The 20,312-nt window shown below is 53.0% G+C and carries 24 protein-coding genes and 1 tRNA gene; 9 read left to right on the top strand and 16 right to left on the bottom strand.

Annotation, left to right across the window (positions count from 1 at the left end; translation table 11 throughout):
• Window positions 1–28 precede the first annotated feature (28 nt).
• The 4 genes from QWT68_RS04715 to QWT68_RS04700 form a co-directional block, all read right to left on the bottom strand.
• Complete coding sequence (locus QWT68_RS04715) at window positions 29–487, bottom strand: hypothetical protein (RefSeq protein WP_144036080.1); 459 nt, start codon at window positions 485–487, stop codon at window positions 29–31.
• Entirely contained in the window at window positions 484–1,899 is a 1,416-nt protein-coding gene (locus tag QWT68_RS04710) for a cryptochrome/photolyase family protein (protein WP_290149896.1), read from the bottom strand. Before QWT68_RS04710 ends, QWT68_RS04715 begins: the two co-directional genes overlap by 4 nt.
• 57 nt (window positions 1,900–1,956) lie before the next feature.
• On the bottom strand, window positions 1,957–2,943 hold the full coding sequence (locus QWT68_RS04705) for an EAL domain-containing protein (protein WP_040286461.1): 987 nt from the start codon (window positions 2,941–2,943) through the stop codon (window positions 1,957–1,959).
• Window positions 2,944–3,109: 166 nt separating this feature from the next.
• On the bottom strand, window positions 3,110–4,639 hold the full coding sequence (locus tag QWT68_RS04700; RefSeq protein ID WP_290149894.1) for an APC family permease: 1,530 nt from the start codon (window positions 4,637–4,639) through the stop codon (window positions 3,110–3,112).
• Window positions 4,640–4,855: 216 nt separating this feature from the next.
• Between QWT68_RS04700 and QWT68_RS04695 the strand changes: the two genes are divergently transcribed.
• Together QWT68_RS04695 and QWT68_RS04690 are read left to right on the top strand one after the other, a co-directional pair.
• Entirely contained in the window at window positions 4,856–5,338 is a 483-nt protein-coding gene (locus QWT68_RS04695) for a general stress protein (RefSeq protein WP_052461764.1), read from the top strand.
• A 43-nt stretch (window positions 5,339–5,381) separates the two neighbouring features.
• Window positions 5,382–5,606 carry a hypothetical protein gene (locus QWT68_RS04690; RefSeq protein ID WP_338066431.1) on the top strand — a complete coding sequence of 75 codons (225 nt, stop codon included), beginning with the start codon at window positions 5,382–5,384 and terminating at the stop codon, window positions 5,604–5,606.
• 363 nt (window positions 5,607–5,969) lie between these two features.
• On the opposite strand, the gene QWT68_RS04685 is transcribed toward QWT68_RS04690, so the two are convergent.
• The 4 genes from QWT68_RS04685 to QWT68_RS04670 form a co-directional block, all read right to left on the bottom strand.
• Window positions 5,970–6,521, bottom strand: a complete 552-nt coding sequence (locus QWT68_RS04685) for a DUF420 domain-containing protein (protein ID WP_290149889.1) — start codon at window positions 6,519–6,521, stop codon at window positions 5,970–5,972.
• 75 nt (window positions 6,522–6,596) lie between these two features.
• Window positions 6,597–7,343 carry an amino acid ABC transporter ATP-binding protein gene (locus QWT68_RS04680; RefSeq protein ID WP_290149887.1) on the bottom strand — a complete coding sequence of 249 codons (747 nt, stop codon included), beginning with the start codon at window positions 7,341–7,343 and terminating at the stop codon, window positions 6,597–6,599.
• Between the two features lie 15 nt (window positions 7,344–7,358).
• A complete protein-coding gene (locus QWT68_RS04675) occupies window positions 7,359–8,018 on the bottom strand; it encodes an amino acid ABC transporter permease (RefSeq protein WP_040286457.1) in 660 nt (219 codons plus the stop codon).
• Between the two features lie 33 nt (window positions 8,019–8,051).
• Window positions 8,052–8,834 (bottom strand): amino acid ABC transporter substrate-binding protein, encoded by a 783-nt coding sequence (locus tag QWT68_RS04670; protein WP_244898701.1) that lies wholly within the window; start codon window positions 8,832–8,834, stop codon window positions 8,052–8,054.
• Window positions 8,835–8,996: 162 nt separating this feature from the next.
• On the opposite strand from QWT68_RS04670, the gene QWT68_RS04665 reads away from it, so the two are divergent.
• Window positions 8,997–9,368 carry a DUF2500 domain-containing protein gene (locus QWT68_RS04665; protein WP_040286456.1) on the top strand — a complete coding sequence of 124 codons (372 nt, stop codon included), beginning with the start codon at window positions 8,997–8,999 and terminating at the stop codon, window positions 9,366–9,368.
• 50 nt (window positions 9,369–9,418) lie between these two features.
• Here the strand turns inward: QWT68_RS04665 and QWT68_RS04660 are convergent, their stop codons facing one another.
• The 3 genes from QWT68_RS04660 to QWT68_RS04650 all read right to left on the bottom strand — a co-directional run bounded on the left by QWT68_RS04660 (window position 9,419) and on the right by QWT68_RS04650 (window position 11,946).
• On the bottom strand, window positions 9,419–10,609 hold the full coding sequence (locus QWT68_RS04660) for an MFS transporter (protein WP_290149884.1): 1,191 nt from the start codon (window positions 10,607–10,609) through the stop codon (window positions 9,419–9,421).
• Between the two features lie 15 nt (window positions 10,610–10,624).
• Window positions 10,625–11,044 carry a MarR family winged helix-turn-helix transcriptional regulator gene (locus QWT68_RS04655; RefSeq protein ID WP_290149882.1) on the bottom strand — a complete coding sequence of 140 codons (420 nt, stop codon included), beginning with the start codon at window positions 11,042–11,044 and terminating at the stop codon, window positions 10,625–10,627.
• 140 nt (window positions 11,045–11,184) lie between these two features.
• Window positions 11,185–11,946, bottom strand: a complete 762-nt coding sequence (locus QWT68_RS04650) for a glucose 1-dehydrogenase (protein WP_290149881.1) — start codon at window positions 11,944–11,946, stop codon at window positions 11,185–11,187.
• A gap of 151 nt (window positions 11,947–12,097) precedes the next feature.
• Between QWT68_RS04650 and QWT68_RS04645 the strand changes: the two genes are divergently transcribed.
• The 3 genes from QWT68_RS04645 (at window position 12,098) to QWT68_RS04635 (ending at window position 13,644) form a co-directional block, all read left to right on the top strand.
• A tRNA-Arg gene (locus QWT68_RS04645) sits at window positions 12,098–12,170 on the top strand.
• A 126-nt stretch (window positions 12,171–12,296) separates the two neighbouring features.
• Window positions 12,297–13,097: a hypothetical protein gene (locus QWT68_RS04640; RefSeq protein ID WP_290149880.1), complete on the top strand. Its 801-nt coding sequence runs from the start codon at window positions 12,297–12,299 to the stop codon at window positions 13,095–13,097.
• Between the two features lie 91 nt (window positions 13,098–13,188).
• The gene (locus QWT68_RS04635) at window positions 13,189–13,644 is read left to right on the top strand and encodes a hypothetical protein (RefSeq protein ID WP_290149878.1); all 456 of its coding nucleotides are present in this window, start codon (window positions 13,189–13,191) and stop codon (window positions 13,642–13,644) included.
• 248 nt (window positions 13,645–13,892) lie between these two features.
• On the opposite strand, the gene QWT68_RS04630 is transcribed toward QWT68_RS04635, so the two are convergent.
• On the bottom strand, window positions 13,893–14,672 hold the full coding sequence (locus tag QWT68_RS04630) for a hypothetical protein (protein ID WP_290149877.1): 780 nt from the start codon (window positions 14,670–14,672) through the stop codon (window positions 13,893–13,895).
• A 182-nt stretch (window positions 14,673–14,854) separates the two neighbouring features.
• Window positions 14,855–15,379: a hypothetical protein gene (locus QWT68_RS04625; RefSeq protein ID WP_290149876.1), complete on the bottom strand. Its 525-nt coding sequence runs from the start codon at window positions 15,377–15,379 to the stop codon at window positions 14,855–14,857.
• A gap of 215 nt (window positions 15,380–15,594) precedes the next feature.
• On the opposite strand from QWT68_RS04625, the gene QWT68_RS04620 reads away from it, so the two are divergent.
• Window positions 15,595–15,744, top strand: coding sequence for a hypothetical protein (locus QWT68_RS04620; protein WP_290149874.1), 150 nt, complete (start codon window positions 15,595–15,597; stop codon window positions 15,742–15,744).
• A gap of 333 nt (window positions 15,745–16,077) precedes the next feature.
• Here the strand turns inward: QWT68_RS04620 and QWT68_RS04615 are convergent, their stop codons facing one another.
• A complete protein-coding gene (locus QWT68_RS04615) occupies window positions 16,078–17,043 on the bottom strand; it encodes an alpha/beta hydrolase (RefSeq protein WP_290149872.1) in 966 nt (321 codons plus the stop codon).
• 183 nt (window positions 17,044–17,226) lie between these two features.
• Here QWT68_RS04615 and QWT68_RS04610 point away from each other — a divergent pair, with 183 nt between their 5' ends.
• Window positions 17,227–17,613, top strand: coding sequence for a hypothetical protein (locus QWT68_RS04610; protein ID WP_290149870.1), 387 nt, complete (start codon window positions 17,227–17,229; stop codon window positions 17,611–17,613).
• 285 nt (window positions 17,614–17,898) lie between these two features.
• Window positions 17,899–18,633 (top strand): YqcI/YcgG family protein, encoded by a 735-nt coding sequence (locus tag QWT68_RS04605; protein WP_290149867.1) that lies wholly within the window; start codon window positions 17,899–17,901, stop codon window positions 18,631–18,633.
• 46 nt (window positions 18,634–18,679) lie between these two features.
• Here QWT68_RS04605 and pstB (QWT68_RS04600) read toward each other — a convergent pair whose 3' ends face one another.
• Together pstB (QWT68_RS04600) and pstB (QWT68_RS04595) are read right to left on the bottom strand one after the other, a co-directional pair.
• Entirely contained in the window at window positions 18,680–19,459 is a 780-nt protein-coding gene (gene pstB, locus QWT68_RS04600) for a phosphate ABC transporter ATP-binding protein PstB (protein ID WP_098060152.1), read from the bottom strand.
• A gap of 13 nt (window positions 19,460–19,472) precedes the next feature.
• Window positions 19,473–20,303, bottom strand: a complete 831-nt coding sequence (gene pstB / locus QWT68_RS04595; protein ID WP_290149864.1) for a phosphate ABC transporter ATP-binding protein PstB — start codon at window positions 20,301–20,303, stop codon at window positions 19,473–19,475.
• Between the last annotated feature and the right edge of the window lie 9 nt (window positions 20,304–20,312).

The following is a 20,312-nucleotide window of genomic DNA, read 5'->3' as shown; positions in this document are numbered from 1 at the left end:
CAGCTGAGTGATACGGCTGCCGTGCTTTTCAATTGGACGCAATCTCTCGTCGGAAAAGAAGACCGAGGACCGTGCCGAAGACGGCATGACCGGCGAGCCAAAGCAGCATGGCAGTCCCATCAGTCACGTCAGGCGTCCTGTCCGACAGGGCGGTCGTCGGAAACAGCAGGATGCCGATCAGGACGCTCACAGCTGTGCAGATCAGCAAAGCGCGCCGCTTCCAATGAGGCCGAAGGATGTACATGAGCCGGAAGCCGAACGCGACGGCAACCGAGACGATCAGATGGAAGACGACTTCCAGCCATTCCGGGTAATCGACCGTACCGACGACCGGTATGTAATCGACATTCAGCAGGAACGTATACACCTTGACATCCGTGACCGCTTCCAGCCATTTCAGCAGGAAGGTCAGCACCAGACCGGCAATAAGGCCATAAATGGCTGTCCGGACGATATTCCAGTAAGAACGGACTCTCAAGGCGGTCATCCCTTCTGCCCTTTGATGCTGTCATAGACGGCCAGCGCCCGCTTCCGTGCTGCAGTATGATCGACAATCGGTTCCGGGTACGTGCTGCCGAGGATGACGCCGGCTTCTTCCAGCACTTCTGGATCAGCCGCTGCAGGTTCGTGGATGGCGTCATCCGGCAAAGAGGCAAGCTCAGGCACCCATCTGCGGATATACGTTCCGGCCGCATCGAATTTTTTTCCCTGTGTGATCGGATTGAAAATCCGGAAGTACGGCGCCGCGTCGAAACCGGATCCGGCGACCCATTGCCAGCCGAGTGTATTGTTCGCGATATCGTAATCGGCAAGAGTCTCTTTGAAGTACTCCGCCCCTGTCCTCCAGTCGATCAGCAGATGCTTGATGAGGAACGAAGCGGCCACCATGCGGACGCGGTTATGCATCGTTCCGGTTTCCCACAGTTCCCGCATGCCGGCATCGACGAGCGGGTATCCGGTGCGTCCGGCTTTCCAGGCGGCCAGCCCGTCGGCATCGCTGCGCCAAGGGAACTTCCGAAACTCGGGACGGAGGGATTCGTCCGTGATGGACGGGAAGTGATACAGCTGATAATACGCGAATTCACGCCAGGCCAGCTGCCGGAGGAACGGTTCCGGCTGCAGCACATCACCTTCTTCCTCGGCTCGCCGGACTGCATGCCACAGAGCGCGTATGCTCATATTGCCCGACGCAAGGAACCCGGACAGACGGGACGTGCCGTCAATGCCGGGATAATCCCGTTTCACTTTGTAGTCTTGAATCCCGTTATCCCGGAATGCTTCCCAGCGGACGAACGACCCATTCTCCCCCGGGGACCAATACCTTAGGAATTTTTCCTCCCACCCGCTTTCGCTGCTGAGCCGGCTGTCTTTCAGTATAGCGGATTCCACATCGGCTTCCGGCCAGGGAGACAAGGATTCCGGTACCGGAACCGGCCATGGCACGGTCTGCTGCTGGAACGCTTTCCAGAATGCTCCGAACACCTTGAAGGGGGTGCCCGATTTGGTCAGCAATGCATCCGGGTCGAGCATCATATCAGGCACAAAACGCCGGATGCGGAGATGGTTCAGGCTGCCCTCTTGGAGGAGTGCCGTTTCTTCTGAACGCGAGACGGGGTCGACCTGTCCGTTGAAATAGAGCGCCTCTGCCCCCGTCTCTGCAGAAAGACGCACAAACACATCCAGCGGATCCCCTTCCATCAGCTTCAGCGGACTGCCGAGCGCTTCCAGCCGGTCCATGAGGATAGCGAGTGATTCCCGGGTCCACCAATCGCAAGCGGACAGAGTCTCTTTTTCAGGCAGCACATAGACCGGCAGGACCTCCCCTTCTGCCGCCGCTTCCGCCAGCGCCGGATGATCATGGACCCGCAAATCTTTCCGGAACCAGACAATCGTTTTCACCTTGCATCCCTCCTGAAAAAAGGACCGCATCGCATGCGGTCCCTCGGTTTGTCTTGATTATAAAGGAGAGGGCGCCGGTTTTCCAAAATAATACCCTTGGAACAGCTGATACCCCTTCTCTTTCAGCCACTTGAAATCCTCTTCCCGCTCGATTCCTTCGGCCAGCGGGACGGAACCGCTCTCCCCTGCTTTCTCAAGGAACTTGAGCGCCGTCTGCTGCTTCTTTTCGTCTTCCGCCACACCGTCCACAAAAGAACGGTCCAGCTTCATGTAATGCGGTCTCAGATCCGTCAGCATCTCGACGGTACTGTACCCTTCCCCGACATCATCCAGCGCATAATGGAATCCTTTGTCACGATAATAACGCAGAATACTTTTCAGATGCTCCACGTCGTCCACGTGATCGGTCTCCACCACTTCGAAGACGAGCTGTTTCGGATCGATGTTGAATTGATTGGCGACCGCGACGGTGGACTGCAGACAGAACTCCGGCGAATAGATCGACGTCGGGACGAAGTTGATGAATGCCTTCAGATCGACCAAGGGCGCCGCATGCCGGACCGCCGTAATCCGGCAAAGCCGATCCAGCGCATACAATCTGCCCCGGTTACGGGCTGCTGCGAACGCCTCATTCGGAAAGATCATCTCCCCTTCCGGCGTCAGGAAGCGGGCCAGCAGTTCGTATCCGTATATTTGACGATCACCATCGACAATCGGCTGATAGTAGGAAATAAGTCTCTCCTGCTGGATCAGTTCGTCGATCCATAAAGAAGTGAAGACACGGTCCGTTTCTGAAAATGGACGCCATTTTTCTTCCCCGGCAATCCGGAAAACCATATCGCTGTCCCCCAGATAATCGTTCGCAAAATCCGCCAGATCATGCAGCCCTGCCTCGTTCACTGCAATAATGTCCGGGTCCCCTGATAACGACCCGAGTGTGTTCAGACGCTCCATATGGCCAGCGACCATTTCGCGTTCCTTTGCATCCGGCACGTTGACTTCAAATGTCAAGTCCGTCACGATGCATGCTGCTCTGCATCCCATCCTCAAGCCTCCGTCCTAATTTCGTATCCATGATAAATGACTTTGTTCTCCATTGTAATCGATTTATCCCATCAGAAGCAAGTGAAAACATACTAAATGCCTAGTGAATATATGAAAAAACAGCATGCCCGATAGGACTAGACGGGCATGCTGCATATTGTTTTCGTTATGTGGACAGACCAGGATCGGACGGCGGTATCTTCGTCGTCTCCGGTGGTGCTGTCTGGACTTCCACCGTCGTATCGATTTCCGATTCGATCGTCTTCCCAAGCATATAGTATTCCGTTTCTTCCTGCGTGAGACTGTTATATTTCTTCTGGATGACCAGATAGAAGCCGATTCCGAGCACAGCCCAGCTGACAAGCAGCACATACGATGGCGTAGACAGGGAAGCCGGTGAGAGCGGCACAAGCAGCAGGAGCAGGAATACGGCGCTCGCGATGATGCCGAACAGTGCCAATGCTTTCTTGACGGGTGCGATTTCACGGTTCGCTTCCTCTGCCCCCCATGCAAGCACTTTGTAGGCCGCAATGCACGTGAACAGATAAGCGACCGAGACGCCTGTTGCGGACATGTCGACGATCCAGGAGAGTGCCTGGCGGCCGAACCAAGGCGTCGGAAGCGTGATCAGAGTCACGAACCAGATGCCCCAGACCGGTGTCTGGTTCTTCTTCGAAATCGTGCGGAACATATCAGGCAGCGCCCGTGCGCGCGCCATCGAGAACAGCAGACGGCTGGATGACATATAGAACCCGTTGAGTCCTGTGAAGATCCCCATCATGATGGCGACCGCCATGACAATCAGTCCGATCTGGCCGAGCGCCGAATTGACGACCTGTCCGGTGAGCCACAGATCACCGTCCGCAATCGATCCGGCCGGGAATGTCCAGGCGGTCAGCCCGATCATCACGGCATAGATGAGGAACGAGGTGAACAGCGAAGCCACAATCAGCATCGTCGCTTTCCGCGGCGAGAAATTGAATTCCTCCGCCGCCTGCGGAACATTGTCGAAACCGACATAGGCCCATGGCGCAATCGCCAGGATGACCAAGATCGATGTCAGGATCGACTGCTCCCCGCTGAACAGCGGTTTCATGTTATCGATCGGGTTATCCGCAACCCCATACGTGAACGCCCCGAGGATGAAAACTCCTGCAACGAGGAAGACGCTGAAGTAGAACTGGATCCTTCCGGAGATATCCGTTCCCGTCGAATTGACGACGGCAAACAGCAGGATGATGATAGAGGAGATGATCACTTCCGGCAGATAGACATCCCAGCCGGCGATACTGTATAAGTACATCTGTTTCATGAAGCTTGGTGCCAGGAATTTCAGCAGCAGGGAGAATGCTGACGCATTCAGAGCAACGATCGAAATATAGCCGAGTGACAGGAACCATCCGCAGATGAACGCCCACACTTTGCCGGCTGCGATGAACGCATATGTAAAACCGCCTCCGGAAACCGGGAATTTCTTGATCATCACGCCGTAACTCGAAGCGATCACCATCATGACAAGGGCCCCGATCAGCAGGCCGATGATAGCTCCGAGCGGCCCGGATTCACCGATCCAGTCCCCGGGCAGGATGAACGCCCCCCATCCGACGGACGAGCCGAGTGCGATGGCGAACACCCATGACGGTTTGAGAGTCTTCGCCAGTTTCCTTCGTTTCTGATGCGTGTCAGATTGATCCATATGTAAGTTCCCCCTAGAAAATCTTTCTTGGAGTTATTCCCTCTCTCAACCAAGTGAAACATGAACTTTTTTCTGTCTGCCGACCTCCAGGTTCTCTACCATAGATGCCGGCTGCGCCTTCCCTCCATCTCGCCAGCACCATGTTTCGGAAGCCACGGCGAGGGTAATCTGAAACTAGCAATCAAAATACATTCACGAACCAGGAGGCGCTGCAATATGGTGAAACGTCAAGTAGTCGGATATTATAACAATGAAAACGATGCGATCCTAGCCATCGAAGATCTGAAACGCCAGGGGTACAATTCAGACGAAATTTCCGTGATCAGTAAAGAGCGCGAGCCCGCCGAAACGGTTGTGGAAGAAACCGGAACCCATGCAACAGACGGCGCGGCAACCGGTGCTGCGACGGGCGGGGTGCTCGGCGGACTTGGCGGGGTGCTTGCCGGTATCGGAGCCCTTGCCATTCCCGGAGTCGGCCCCATCATCGCGGCCGGACCGATTGTCGCCGGCATCACGGGAGCTGCCGCAGGCGCAGGCGTCGGCGGTCTGGCAGGTGCATTGATCGGCATGGGCATCCCGGAGGAGGAAGCCCATCAGTACAATGAGCGGTTCAACGAAGGCAAGATCCTCGTCCTCGTAGATGGGGACTACCCGCGTCGGGATACGGGACTCGATGAATACAACCGGACACTTCTTTAACATCCACAAGTGCACCCTTTCGCAAGCTGAAAGGGTGCTTTCCATGCTATACTGGTCGTATGGATACGACGAACGGAGGAAGCGGATCATGCAATACAACCAGCAGAAGATGGCCAAGCTCGTCAAACAGGAACCCGAACTGACGAAGCGGCTGAATACGATCATGAAGGAACACGAACTCGAACGGGCCTACGCCCTGAAGGCGCTCTATCACGCTGAAGTGAAAGAGAGCGGCCGGTTCATGAAGTCCTATCAGGAACTGAAATAAGACGACAGAGACAGGCAGCGGACACACGTACATGTCCGCTGCCTGTCTTTTCTCTATGGATGTCCGCGGCTGCTCTGTGACGCTTACCGGAAGTTTCCGCCGAGCAGAAAAGGTTCGGCCTATCCGCACTCGCATCAGGAGGTTTATGAGCGGTCTGCCGCCGGTTATGAGCGCTCATGCTTCAGTTATGATCACATTCTATGTTTTATGATCACTTTGGCCGTTTTATGAGCGGAATCCGGTTTTTATGAGCACACTTTCTGATTTATGAGCGCAATCCCTCTTTTTATGAGCCCTGCCCTCTTATACAAGACAAAAATCCGCATACAAAAACCGGCGCAGCTCATTGCGCCGGCCGGCCATTCAATAGTATGGCGAAATCAGGACATAGACGAGGACGCCGGTGAAGCTGACGTAGAGCCAGATCGGCATCGTCCAGCGAACGATTTTGCGGTGCCGTTCGACTTCCCCGTTCCAGGCACGCGCCACACTCGTCAGCGCAAGGGGGACGATGGCTGCCGCTAGAACGATATGGCTGAACAGGATGAAGTAATAGAACCCTGCCAGGAACCCGCTGCCGCCGAACGATGTCGATTCAGCAAGGAAATGGTACATGACATATGTGATCAGGAAGAAGAATGTCGTGACGAATGCCGCGTAGATGAACCCTTTATGTACGGTAATGTTCCGCTTCTTGATGGCGATCAGCGCACCGACAAGGAACAGGAAGGTGAACGTATTGAAGATTGCATTCAGCATCGGAAGGATCGTAATGTCAAATGCGTCGAAATCCTTCTGACCCGGGATGCCGGCCAGTATGCCGATCGCGCCGATCAGTATAATGGACGTGATCGTGATGAATGGTCTGTAATTGCGTTTCTTTATAGGGGGCTGCAAAGTCGTCGTTTCTTTCAAAGCTCTCACTCCGTTTTGTGCAATTTGCCGTACCCTTCCAGTCTACCACAACAAAAAAGGCGCGGCCAATGGGGATCAGCCCAATGTGCGCGCCAGGAACGCTTTCGTGCGTTCTTGTGTCGGATTTGTTAACAATGCGGCAGGATCGCCTTCTTCGACAATGTGGCCGTCCGCCATGAACAGCGCTTTTGAAGCGACATCTTTCGCAAACGACATTTCGTGCGTCACGACGATCATCGTCATCTCCTCTTCCGCGAGCTTCTTCATGACGGCGAGCACTTCCCCTGTCAGCTCCGGGTCAAGGGCGGATGTCGGTTCGTCGAACAGCAGGATCTCCGGCTCCATCATGAGCGCGCGGGCGATGGCTACGCGCTGCTTCTGACCGCCTGACAAGTTCGCCGGATAGGCATCGGCTTTATCCGCCAGACCGACCTTCGCCAGCAGCTCCGTGATCCGGCCCGCAAGTTTCTCCTTCGGTTCCCCTTTGACGAGCCGGGGGGCCAGCGCGAGGTTCTGCTTCACGGTCATATGAGGGAACAGGTTGAAGTGCTGGAACACCATCCCGATCCGCCGTCCGATCGTGCGGATGTCTGCAGGTTTTGCATAGTCTCCGTTTTCGACGAGCGCCTGCCCGCCGATCCGGATGGTCCCCCCTTCAATCTCCTCGAGGTGTGCCAGGCTCCGCAGCATGGTACTCTTCCCGCTGCCGGACGGACCGATGACGGCCACCACTTCGTTTTTCTCCACTGTAAACGTGATCTGCTTCAGAACTTCCGTCTCCCCGAACGATTTCCGCATATCGGTCACTTCTATCAAAGCCATCGCTGTTCACCTTCCTCATACATAATGGAACCGTCTCTCGAGCCACTTGAAGACGACCGTCAGCATCGCCGTGATCAGCAGGTAGATGATCCCTGCCAGCACAAACGGCACGATCGTGAAGTCCCGGTTGACCGCTGTCTGTGCGAAGTGCAGCAGTTCCGGCACGGCGACCGCATACAGCAGCGCCGTATCCTTCACGAGGGTCACCGATTCGTTCGCGAGTGCCGGCAGTGCAATCCGGATCATCTGAGGGATCACGATGCGTGTCGTCGTCTGCCATTTGTTCAGACCGAGCACCTGTGCGGCCTCATACTGCCCTTTGTCGATCGACAGCAGCCCGCCGCGGAAGATTTCCGCGAAGTACGCGGCATAGTTCAGGATGAACGCAAGCGCCGCGGCGGCGAACCGGTCGATGACGAGGTAGTCTCCGATGACCGGGATGAGCGGCAGCCCGAACACGAAGAACAGCAGCTGCAGCAGGAGCGGGGTGCCCCGCATGAGATAGATATAGACGTTCGCCAGCCACGACAGCGGCTTGAACGAACTTCGTACAGCGAGTGTCAGAAGGAAACCGAGCGGAATGGACGCGATGATGGCGATGAAGAACAGCAGGATTGTCGCCTGCGCCCCTTGCAGCATCGGTTTCAGTATGGATAACAGATAATCTGGTGACATGTCATTCCCTCCAAGCAGACTGGAACCTCTTCATCAGTCCAGGACTTTGTTCTCCCCGAACCACGTTTCGGAAATTTTGGCGGCCGTGCCGTCGTCGTTCATCGTATCGAGCGCTTTCTGCAGCTTCTCGAGCAGTTCCTCGTTCCCTTTCTTCACACCGACCCCGTATTCTTCAGGAGCGAGTGTTTCATCGAGCACTTGGAACGTTCCTTCTTCTTTCGACATATAGTAATCGATGACGACTTCATCGATGATGACCGCATCCACCCGCTTGCTCTTCAGATCGGACAGGGCGAGGACGTTATCCGCGAACTCCGTCTTGTTCTTCACTTTGTCGGCGATCGGATTCGCTTCGAGCGCATCGGACGCCGAAGACAGTGCCTGCAGCCCGACAGTCTTCCCTTCCAGATCGGCGAGCGACTGGATGTCGGAGTCTTTCAGCACGGCGACGACTTGCGCGTTGCTCAAATAGGGTTTGGTGAACAGCACTTTCTTCTTCCGTTCATCGGTGATCGTATAACCGTTCCAGATGAGGTCGATGCGGCCGCTGCTCAGCTCGGTCTCTTTCGCTTTCCAGTCGATCGGCTGGAATTTCGCCTTCATGCCCATGTGCTCGGCAGCCGCTTTCGCATAGTCGATATCGAATCCGGTCAGTTCGTTGTTCTCATCCCGGAACCCCATCGGTGCGAACTTGTCGTCGACGCCGATCACCAGCTCATCGCTATCTCCTGCCGCATCCTTCTGTGCCCCGCATCCTGCAAGGACGGCTATGATCCCGGCGCCTGCCAGCAGCATTTTCATCTTCTTGAAATTCATCTGGTTCTCCTCCGCTTCATCGCTTTAGTGTGGTAAAGTAATCATAGAATAGCATACTCGTCTTTCCGTTGCAAAGCATTTCGATCAAAATTTTTTCTGGAAATCCATGCAACCGTTTGCATGGCGGTCCGTATACAATGGAAAGAGAAAGGGAGGGGTGGCATGATGGGCATGGCCCCGTTTGAAACAGCAGCTTTCAACATAGTACCCGTGCTGGTTGGCATAGTCTTTGTCATTGTTATAGGAGTTATCCTCTTTGTCGCTGTGAAAAACATCAGTGAATGGAATACGAACAATCAGTCACCCCGGATGACAGTGGCTGCGCATGCGAAGACGAAGCGGACCGAGGTTTCCGGAGGCGGACATGATACCATGTCCCACACGTATTACTATGTAACGTTCGAATTCGAAAGCGGCGACCGGCAGGAATTCAGCGTCGACGGCAGGCAATATGGGCAGATTGCGGAAGGTGACATCGGTCATCTCACATTCCAGGGCACACGGTTCCTTGCGTTCGACCGCTCCCCTGCCTGAGAAGACCAAAAGCCCTTTGGATCCGCTGACGGAATCCAAAGGGCTTTTCGTTATTCCGGCTGCAGGGCCGGACGTTTCTTCCGGGCGATCAGCAGATACAGCACAAGGGCCACAACAATCAGACCGGCCAGTACCAGGTAGAGATCCCGGTACCCGTAAGACGTCGCGATGCCGCCGAGGAAGTACGGTCCGAAACCAAATCCGAAATCGAGGAAGATGTAGAACGTCGAGGTCGCGATTCCGATCCGTTTAATCGGCACCCCAATCAGTGCAATCGCCTGTGCACACGATTGGAAGTTCCCGAACCCTAAGCCGATGATGGCACCGGCAATCAGCAGGACAATCCCGCTCGTCGTCCCGCTCAGGACGAACAGACCGACAGCAAACAGAACGAGGGACGGCAGGACGACGAACGTACCGCCTTTCCGGTCCAGCAGTTTGCCGGAGAACGGACGGGAGACGAGGATAGCCAGTGCATACACGAGGAAGAAGAAGCTGGCCGCGTTCACCAGGTTCGCCTCTTTCGCGAAAAATGACAGGAACGACAGGACGCCCGAATATCCGACACCGGCCAGCAGCGTGATGATGCCGATCGGAATGGCGCGTTTTTCGATATAGTTCGCAATGCCTTTCGGCGCGTTTTCATCCTCGACCACTTCATGGCCTTCTTCTTCCGGACGTCTTTCCACAAAGAAGAACATGAACAGACCGATGATGCCGAGACCGAGCGCGAAGGCGAACAGCCATTTGAACTCGACATGCTGGCTCAGGTAGATGCCGACGAACGGCCCGATCGCTGTCGCGAGCACCGTACTCATACTGAAATAGCCGATCCCCTCACCTCTCCGCATCGGAGGGATGATCTGCGCAATCATCGTACCGGTCGCCGTCGACGCAATCCCGAGTCCCATCCCGTGGATGAAGCGGATGATCATGAGCAGCACGAGGTTGGTGGCCGTGAAGTAAAGACCTACCGCAATTACCGACAGCATCATGCCGATCAGCAGGATCTTCCGGCTGCCGACGCTTTCGATGACCCGTCCCGTGCCGAGACGTGCCAGCAGCGTCCCGATGATGAAAATTCCCGAGACGAGTCCGGCCATGCTGGCGGACGCGCCGTATTCATCGACCGCATACGGCGCCATGGTCACCATGAGCATGTACATGACGAGCATGAGGAAAAAGTTGATGATGGATATAAAGATGAAGTCCTTCGTCCAGAGATTTTGTTTTCCTTCCATATTGTCACCACTCCATTAGTTCATAAGATTTGCATATGTTTCGTCGAGCAGCCCGACAGCACGCTCGATGTCCTCTTTCGGGATGCCGGCCAGCAGCTCGTCGTACAGAGGCTGCAGCTCGGACAGGATCTCCTGGACAAGAGTCTCCCCATCCCCGGATAATTTCAGCCGTTTCTCCCGTTTGTCCTCACCCGGCGTCACGTCGAGATGCCCGAGTTCATGGAGCCGTTTGACGTTTTTTGCAACAGACGGCTTTTCGATCATCTGGTACTCCGCAATTTCCGCCGACGTCATCTCCCCTTCCCTGGACAGCAGACTGAGCACAGTCCATTGGGCAGTATGGAGATCGTAGCGGGCCAGCAGCTTGTTGACCTGATTGACGACCGGCCGGTACAGCTTGATGTAGCTTCTGAAAAACTGATGTGCCAGATGCAATGTGAACACCTTCTTTTAATTAGTTATCCTATCTAACTATTTCAGTATACGCCCGCTGGTTGCCCATGTAAATGGACGTGCCTGAAAAACGTAAGAAGACTGCTCCGGCAATGAATCGCCGAGGCAGCCTATTGTACAGATCAGTACGCGGACCAGCCGTTGTCCGCCTGCATGATGACGCCATTGACATAGGAAGACTCGTCTGATGCGAGGAACAGCGCAATGTTTGCAATCTCTTCCTTTGTACCCGGACGGCTCAGCTGAGGAACGCCTTTCATCGCCTGCTCCATACCATGCTTGTCCGGCTGCACGAGGTTGTTCGTTATATTGGTCGGCACAGAGGCTGGCGCAATCGCGTTGCAGCGGATGTTGAGGTGTGCATAATGCGAAGCAACGTTCTTCGTCATGCCCGCCACAGCGTGCTTGGATGCCGTGTACGCCAGCCCCCCGCGTCCGCCGGTCACAGCGGAAATCGAAGCCATGTTGACGATGACGCCCGATTTCTTCTCTTCGAAGATGGTCAGCGCTTTGCGCGTCGCCCGCATGACGCCTGTCGTGTTGATGGCGATGACTTTGTCCCATACATCATCGGTGATCGTCGCAGCCGAATACATGTTGTCCATAATGCCGGCATTGTTGACGAGGATATCGAGCGTGCCGAATGTCTCGACAGCCGTATCGATCATGTTCTGGATATCCTCTTCCGCCGTGACGTTCGTCTTCACCGCAAGTGCAGACCCGCCTGCTGCTTCAATTGTTTTTACGGTCTCTTCAGCGCCCTCCATGTTCATATCCGCAATGACCACTTTCGCACCTTCCCGCGCGTACAATTCCGCGATCTCCCGGCCAAGACCGGATCCTGCACCTGTCACAACAGCTACTTTGTTCTCCAATCGCTTCAACAGAATCGCCTCCATTACAAGTATGTACTTCATCTATCAGTATACTCTTTAACATCTAAATAATAAAACAATCCGACCGCCTGCACCGGATTCACACAAATACTTGCCCGCCCCGCCGGAATACCGTATACTGATAGAGTTCTTTCACAATGTCTCAGTAGCTCAGGGGATAGAGCAACAGCCTCCTAAGCTGTGGGTCGCAGGTTCGATTCCTGCCTGGGACGTACTGATAAACTGCCTTCTGTATGGGTCTTTCCAAAGACTTCACGCAGAAGGCAGTTTTCTATTTATCCTATTTTGTAACTTCCCGTCACCTCGCCCGTCTTATTGAGCTGAAGGAGTGATTATTTATGAGAAGAATCGTATTGCTTTCCCTGCTTACGCTGGCAGCTGTGGTAATGGCGGCATGCGGGCAAAGTAAAGAAAATGGAAATGCAGAAAAGGAAACAAACGGCGGCTCGGCAGCACTTGAAGAATCGGCGAGCCTGGCTGCGTCAGAGCAGACCTTGCCGCCTGATTTTGAACAGCGGAGTGCTGCTGAGGAGCCGGAGGGCTTTCTTGCGGAGCTGACGGAGGATGACGATTCCTATGAGGCCGCCTGGAAATTGTACGGGATGGAAGGCGAGCGTCCGGATATCGATCTGTCCGGCCAGTCCGTGCTGTTCCTGAGCCTGCAGGAGTCCAGCAGCTGTCCCCACGTACCGGATACGATGGAACTGGACGGTCAGCAACTGGCCATCGAGTTTGAGCCGCTTCCGGATGTCTGTACAGCGGACTTGGCTCCTCGGACGCTTGTATTTACAGTGAAGAAGACAAAAGACGAAGAGGCCCTGTCGTCCGTCCTTCTCAAACTGCCTCAGCAGGACGTGAAGGTGCCGATCACGTTGTTCACTTCGGAATCACAACCTTCTGGAGATCAACAGACCTCCATCGAGAGTACCGGCAAAATCACTGCCATCGAGGATGGCCGTCTTACCGTCATGATGGATGACATGAAACAGGAAGTCGTCGTGCTGACGGAACAGATCGATCCGGCGAAGCTGTCATCCCTGGAGGTCGGCCAGCAAGTGAACGTCACACATGACCCGGCGTTCACCAAATCGATTCCGCCACAGACAAACGGTTATGACATCGAGCCGCTGGAGAAGTAAAACACTGGACGATACTCCCCTTGTATTTCCGCGCCCGTGCGGGTAAGCTGAAAACAGCTCGCGAACACACCGGGGAGGTTGTCGCTGTCCTGTGAAAGAAATTTGGGAAAAACTGAAACGAAGCAGCCGGGGCCGGATGATCTATCTCGGCCTCCTGCTGCTGCTTGGGCTCGGCTATATGGGTACGGAAATCAGGAAAGTGAAGCTAAGCCACTCGCTGGGATCAATCGAGGAACTATCGAAAGCTGACGTCATGCAGCTCGATTCCCTGCATGGCACGTCCGTGGGGCTGCAGATCGGCCTGCTTGCGATCATCGGTCTGTATGCGCTGTACATCTTGACGGGACCGTCGGTGTCTTTACTTACCTTCGTCCAAGTACACGCGGCTGTTCTGGCCGTTTTGGCGGTGATCGGTCTACTGCTGAGTTTGCTGTTCCGGACAACGTTGCTTGCAATGATCCAGCCGCTTGCCGGACCGGCTGTCATCACTGGCGCCGTGTATTTCTTCTACCTGGTCCGGCAGAGCTTTGCAAAGCCGGCGAAATGACAAAAATGGACGTGACTGCCTATCAGTCAGGTCCGTTTTGTTTTTCCGTTCTTTCCTTTCTCACTTTCTTGCGGATCTTCTGAAGTACCAAGCCGCCAACGAAGGCATATAGAACGATTTCAAATTATTTTCATACAGTATATGGGTGATATGTGCCTGTGTATCACACTACTTCGACACTATTCTGATTTGTTTTCGAATTGTATCTTGCACAGGCATTTCCGAAGAAATGCCGCTAAATGTATCCATCACTGTTTTTTGTGTTTAAGAAAGTATCTATACTTAAACCATTCGCGAACTACTTCTATTAAGTCTTGCTTAATTATATCAATAGAAGGTTTTTTACTAGGACCTGTATCCCTTGTATTGCCATGCCTCGAGAGTCGTCCTGAGCCTTCATAAGTATTCATGTATCGAAAATGTTTTTTCATCTTTTTTATAGCAACTATCAAATCATCTGATAATACTAGCTCGCTATTTTTCTTGTCCACTTCCGTGTCTGCTCTTATACTATCCATAATCTTATAGGCATTGGTAATAAAATAAAGCAAGTCTTCTTCCCCTAAAGCTATCCACAATAATATATCCCTAGCAATATAATCATCAATACTTTCGTCTATTATAAACTCTATCATATTTGGATTCCGACCCACATCTTTACTCCGAATTTCTTTTACCACTTCCTGGTCAAAAGGATTTGTTAACTCTTCTAAAAATACATCTAAATCTTCATTATACCTCGGTTTCTTATAATAGCCGTTTTCAAAGAAGTGTAATTCTTTACAATGGCGTATCCTTCGTCCGCCTGACAAGATTCTTACCCCGCTAATAATTCTTAATAACGTTTGCGTTCTTACGAATGCCCTGTAGACTTCATCAGCATTCAAGATATTAACGTGCGGAGACGAAAAGCTGGGATCAAAGTCAGGCATATCCGTATTCTCATTCCAAAAATAGAAGTGGGAACTAGGACTCCAAGAAACAATTCCAGGATTTTCATAAACTAGAACTGACCATTTATCATACAACTACTCGCACCCCTTAAAGTAATCTTTATATAGCAAATAAAAAGTAGTATAATACTAATGGGAAATAACTTTGATTTGCCCTTGCTCTAATTTACTTATATTCCAAAAATACATGTATAATAATTGTATTATACACAGGGACGAAGTAAGGCTAGTCAGTTAATAAGCCTCCCTCTGTGCAGCTACTTGACTCTATAAAGATTTCTTATTTTACGTTTGAACTTTCTAGCAGCTTTATAGTAGAGGTCACTTAGAAAGACAATCTTTTTATTTATTTTCTTCTCATAAGGTAATCCAACTGCCTTTCTTAATTTATTAAAGTAACTTTCTACATGATGCAATAGCATTCGATCTTCATCTAAATAGATAAAATCATTGTATCCTTCTTCTTGATGAGCGTATCTTACATCCTCTCTAAGCTTCCATAAAATATTATCTAATTTCGGATCTACTAAGTTAATATTTTCCTCTGCTATCTTAGAAATGCAATCTAATTGATGATCATCAATGCTCTCGTAACCATCGCCAGGGACTACATCTTTAATTAATATTTTATATATTGGTGTATACACTTTTTCTAAAGTCTCTATTTTATAACTCGTCGATTGAATTCTAACTTCCTTTTTCATAGCAAATATATAACTAAAAATATTTGTGATAAATATAGTTACTGCGGCTACAAGTAAACCGATTACACTCTCAATCAAAAATTTTCAACCTCTACTCTCCGAATCCATTTCATTTCTTTCTGTTGCATCATCATCTTGTATTCGCCATGCTCTAGTAATTCTCGCAACTTCGCTTTCATGTCCGAAATTGAAACAACACAGTTTACCGGTAGATCGATTATACCAGGATAATTGAGAAATGTATCCATATTCAAAGCAATATCTTTGCCCAAATACACGCAGCTGTTCTGGCCGTGTTAGCAATGATCGGTCTGCTGCTGACAATTCTGTTCAGAGCATCGGTGCTGGCAATGATCCAGTCGTTCGCCGGACCGGCTCTCATCTTTGACGCCGCGTATTTCTTCTACCTTGTCCGGCAGAGCCTTGCGAAGCCGCAGGAATGACAAAAACGGACTTGACTGCCTATCAGTCAGGTCCGTTTTGTTTTTGATCATTATTTATTTAGGGCATTTTTTACACTTCCCCGGTTGATTGGAGCGGAAGGCGGCGACTCCTGTGGGAACAGCTCGCGCGGAAGACCCTGGACTGAGCGAAAGCCGTTGCGAAGTACGGCTTTTGCGAGTAAAAGCGAAGCGTTAGGAGCACTGCTGCCTTAATTTCTGGAAACCCGCAGAAATACGACAAAGCGAACCCTTCGCAGTTCGCTTGGCTGTGGCCGTGCCCGCGGAAAGCGTCCGCCTGCAGCGGAAGTCAACCTTGCCTTGGATGGCCACGTTTCATTCCACCAAATTCCCCAAAAACTGTTCCACCTTCTCCTTATATAGTTCCGGTTCCTTCGCATACGACTCCCCATGGTTCGCACCTTCAACCACGAGCAGTTCAGTACTGCTGGCGGTGCTGTTGTACAGCTCCAGTGCGTTCTTCAGCGGGACGAAGGTGTCGGAGTCGCCGTGGATGTAGAGGATCGGCACGTCGGTGTGCCGGACCGCCCGGAAGGCGCTCGCTTCCCGGAAGAAGTACCCCGCCCGAAGTTTAGTGATGAGACTCGTGCTGTCGAGCAGCGGAAACGCCGGCAGATGGAACATGCGGTCCATCTGGTAGGCGAACAGCTGATAGACCGAGCCGTACGGACTGTCGGCGACGATCGCTTTCACTTGTTTCGGCAGGTCCTGTTCCCCGCTTGCCATGAGGACGGTTGCCGCGCCCATCGACAGGCCGTGGTAGACGATTTCCGTCTGCTGGCCCAGTTTTCCGACAAGAAGGTCCGTCCAGTCGATGAGATCGAGCCGGTCGGGCCAGCCGAATCCGTAGTAGGTCCCACCGCTTTTGCCGTGTCCCCTGGCATCCGGCATGAACAGGTTGTAGCCGAGTTCCTGATAATAGAACATGCCGAACAGCCCCATCTGTTTGGCGTTGCCGAGATAGCCGTGCGTCAGGATGACGAGCTTACCGGACGGCTTGGCAGCAGGCAGGAAGTACCCGTTCAGCTCGATGCCGTCGCGGGACGTCATCGTCAGCTGTTCAAAGTCCTGATCCGCCACCCATGATGTCCAGTCGCCGTTCAGATAGAGATCCATCGATTCATCCGCCACATCGAGGTCGGCGTTGTTCTGAAGGAATTCTTTCGGTCCCCGCTTGATGGCGAGATCATAGAAGAATATGCCGCCCGCCAGCTGGATGAGGACGAACAATGCGATGACCCCGACGATGATTTTTTTCCAATGGTTTTTCAGCAGCTTCATGCGGTCCCCTTCTGTCTTCTAGTAGTTACTACAAGTATATAGCAGTCTGCCCCGGAAAGGACAGTGCAGACTGCTGGTGTTCAGCTGCTCGGCCTGCAACGTTTGACAGTGCCTGCTGACAGGGAAAAGGAAAAGGAATAGGACGGACTCTGTCGAAGACGGATGTACCGGGGAGGTGTTCGGATGAGTGTACGCAAACTGATGCTCCTGGCCGCATTCGCGCTGCTTTTGACTGCATGCGGAGATGCCGGCATGGGGAATCCTACGGCAAAAAATATTTTAAAGGAAAATCCGGAAGCCGATATCGTGCGCGTCGGCAGCTTCGTCTATACGGCGAGTGAGAAGCCTGCAGCTGAGATGACCAACCTGGAAAAAGGGATCAATATCGGAAAGGTGAAAAAGACGACGGATTCGCCGTATTTCTTCCATGACTTCTATGCGAGCCGCCTGGAAAAAGGCTCAAAGATCTATTCGACAGACAAACATGGCAGCCGGGAGGATACGCTGTACATCCTGGTCATTGAAGAGGACGGTGAACTGTACGAATACTATACTCTGCTTGAAGGATGACTCATCTATGTAGGCGGCACTGCTGGGCAGTCCCCAGTCGGAGCGGGCCGGGTATTGGTTTTCCACTTTCTGCCGAAAGTGCCCCTCAGGCGGGACAGAGTCGTGCCGCGGCTCTGTGATGCTTCAGTCTATGTCAATTCCAATAGGATTATTCATCGCAGATCCTGATGATCGAACGGACAGCTCCGGACTTCTAAACTTTTTTCCGTTGGACGGTTTGGTCAGCTGAAATCGAGGGAATTCAGGAAACAGGAAGATTGGTGAGGGAAGAAAGGATGACGACTTGTGATAGATACGAAACAGGCATTGCTGACGAAAGAAGACCTGACAACAAGAACGGATCTGCCTGAATGGCTGATCCGCGAATATTCGACATTCCATGAAACGGTTACGGATAAAACGTTCCCGTGCTATTTCGGTATGAACGGCGAACGGAAAGGTGAGCTCCGCTACGCCTACATCACCCAGGATGACTGGAGTAATCTCCCGCAGGCGCTGACAGAATTCCTCGCACTGTTCGACAATCCGAAACATAAGCGGCACGGCTTGTTCGTCTTTGTGGAACCATTTGAAACGGAAGGGACACTGGATGAATACCGGAAGCAGTTCTGGGACATTCTTCAATATCTGCACGATGAGGACGAGATCGAATGGCCTGCAGACAGCCCACGGGATCCCGACCACCATCTGTGGGATTTCCGGTTCCATGGAGAACCGATCTTCGCTTTTGGCAACACACCTGCCTATAAACAGCGGAAGACACGGGACCTCGGCAATGCGATGGTGATCGGGTTCCAGCCGCGTAAGATCTTCAAAGGACTGACCGGTACTGAAAAAGGCGGCATCATGTCACGCGAAAAAGTCCGCGAGCGCGTCGAAGCGTGGGATCATCTGCCGAAACATCCGGATATCAGCCATTTTGGCGACCCGGATCATAATGAATGGAAGCAGTTCTTCATCGGTGATGACAGCGAACCGATCCAAGGCAAATGCCCGTTCACCCATAAGGAAATGAAATAAGCCGTCCATACCGGGCGGCTTTTCCTGTGCCTGTATTGTCGTCCCGTCAGCCGAACTTCCCTGCAATATAGTCGGCTGTCTCCGAAAACTGGGGGTTGCTGAACACCCTCTTCGTCTCCCCTGTCTCCTTCACTTCCCCGTTCAGGAAGAAGGCTGTCCGGTCCGAAATCCTTTGTGCCTGCTGCATGTTGTGTGTGACAAGGATGATCGTGAACCGCTCTTTCAAGGACTTGATGAGCTGTTCGATCCGTGCGCCGGAGACCGGATCGAGCGCGGATGTCGGTTCATCCATCAGCAGGATTTCCGGCTCCACTGCAAGCGCACGGGCGATCATCAGCCGCTGCTGCTGACCTCCTGACAGGCTGGCTGCCGGCTTCTTCAGATCATCTTTCACTTCCTCCCAAAGGGCAGCGGACTGCAGACATGATTCCGCGATCTCGTCCAGTTCGGATTTCCTGAACGTTCCATGGATACGCGGCCCGTATGCAATGTTGTCGTAGATGGAAAACGGGAAAGGATTCGCATGCTGGAAGACCATCCCGACTTTCTTCCGGAGGGCGACCGTATCTTCCGTGCGTTTCGTGATGTCCTCACCGCCGATCCAGATGGAACCGGATGTCCTTGTTCCAGGAATCAGGTCGTTCATGCGGTTCAGTGAGCGGAGGAATGTCGACTTCCCGCAGCCCGACGGACCGATCAGGGCGGTGATCGCCTTCTGTTCGACAGTCAGATCGATCCCTTTCAGCGCTTCGTTCGTTCCATAGAAAAATCGGAACTGTTCTGTCCGGATTGCCGGTTCGTATGTGGGCACGGCAGCTGTCTTCATCATGTAGATCCCCCTATCCGATTTGTCCCGAGACGTATTGTTTCGTCCGTTCGTCCAGCGGCTGATTGAACAGCTGCTCCGTGGCTCCGTGTTCGACCATGTGCCCCATGTAGAAATAGGCGGTTTCGTCTGATATGCGTTTCGCCTGCTCCATGTTATGGGTGACGATGATGATGGTGATCTCCTGTTTCAGCCGGCCGATCAGCTCCTCGATCTTCGCAGTCGATACAGGATCGAGCGCGGAGGCCGGTTCATCCAGAAGGAGCACGTCCGGGCGCATGGCGAGGGCCCGGGCGATACAGAGGCGCTGCTGCTGACCGCCTGACAGACGGAGCGCCGAACTGTGCAGCTGATCTTTCACTTCATCCCACAGGGCGGCTTTCCGCAGGCTGTCTTCGACGATCCTGTCGAGTTCCGCCCTGCGCCTTTCCCCATGGCGGATCGGACCTGCAGCAACGTTCTTGTAGATCGATTTAGCGAAGGGGACCGGCCGCTGGAACACCATGCCGATCCGTTTGCGGACTTCCAGCAGATTCACTTGCGGCCGGTTCAGCTGGATGCCGTCATAATAGACGCCGCCTTCCGTCCGGCAGTCCGGAATGCTATCGTTCATGCGGTTCAGCGCCCGCAGGAAGGTCGATTTCCCACATCCTGATGGTCCGATCAGCGCTGTCACCGTGTTTGTCCGGAACGTCAGACTGACTTCCTTCACTGCCTGGACGCTTCCATAGAAGACCGACAGCCGGTCCGTTGACAGCTTGGGGTATTCCCGTCCGGAACCTGTGGCTGCGGTGACATGCGCACCTGCAGGTACTGACGGGTTCCTCAATGTGACTGCCTGCATACGATCACT

This window comes from Sporosarcina trichiuri, assembly GCF_030406775.1.
Lineage (GTDB): Bacteria > Bacillota > Bacilli > Bacillales_A > Planococcaceae > Sporosarcina > Sporosarcina trichiuri.
Note: the sequence above shows the minus strand (reverse complement) of the source record. Positions and strands in the feature narration are given on the sequence as shown.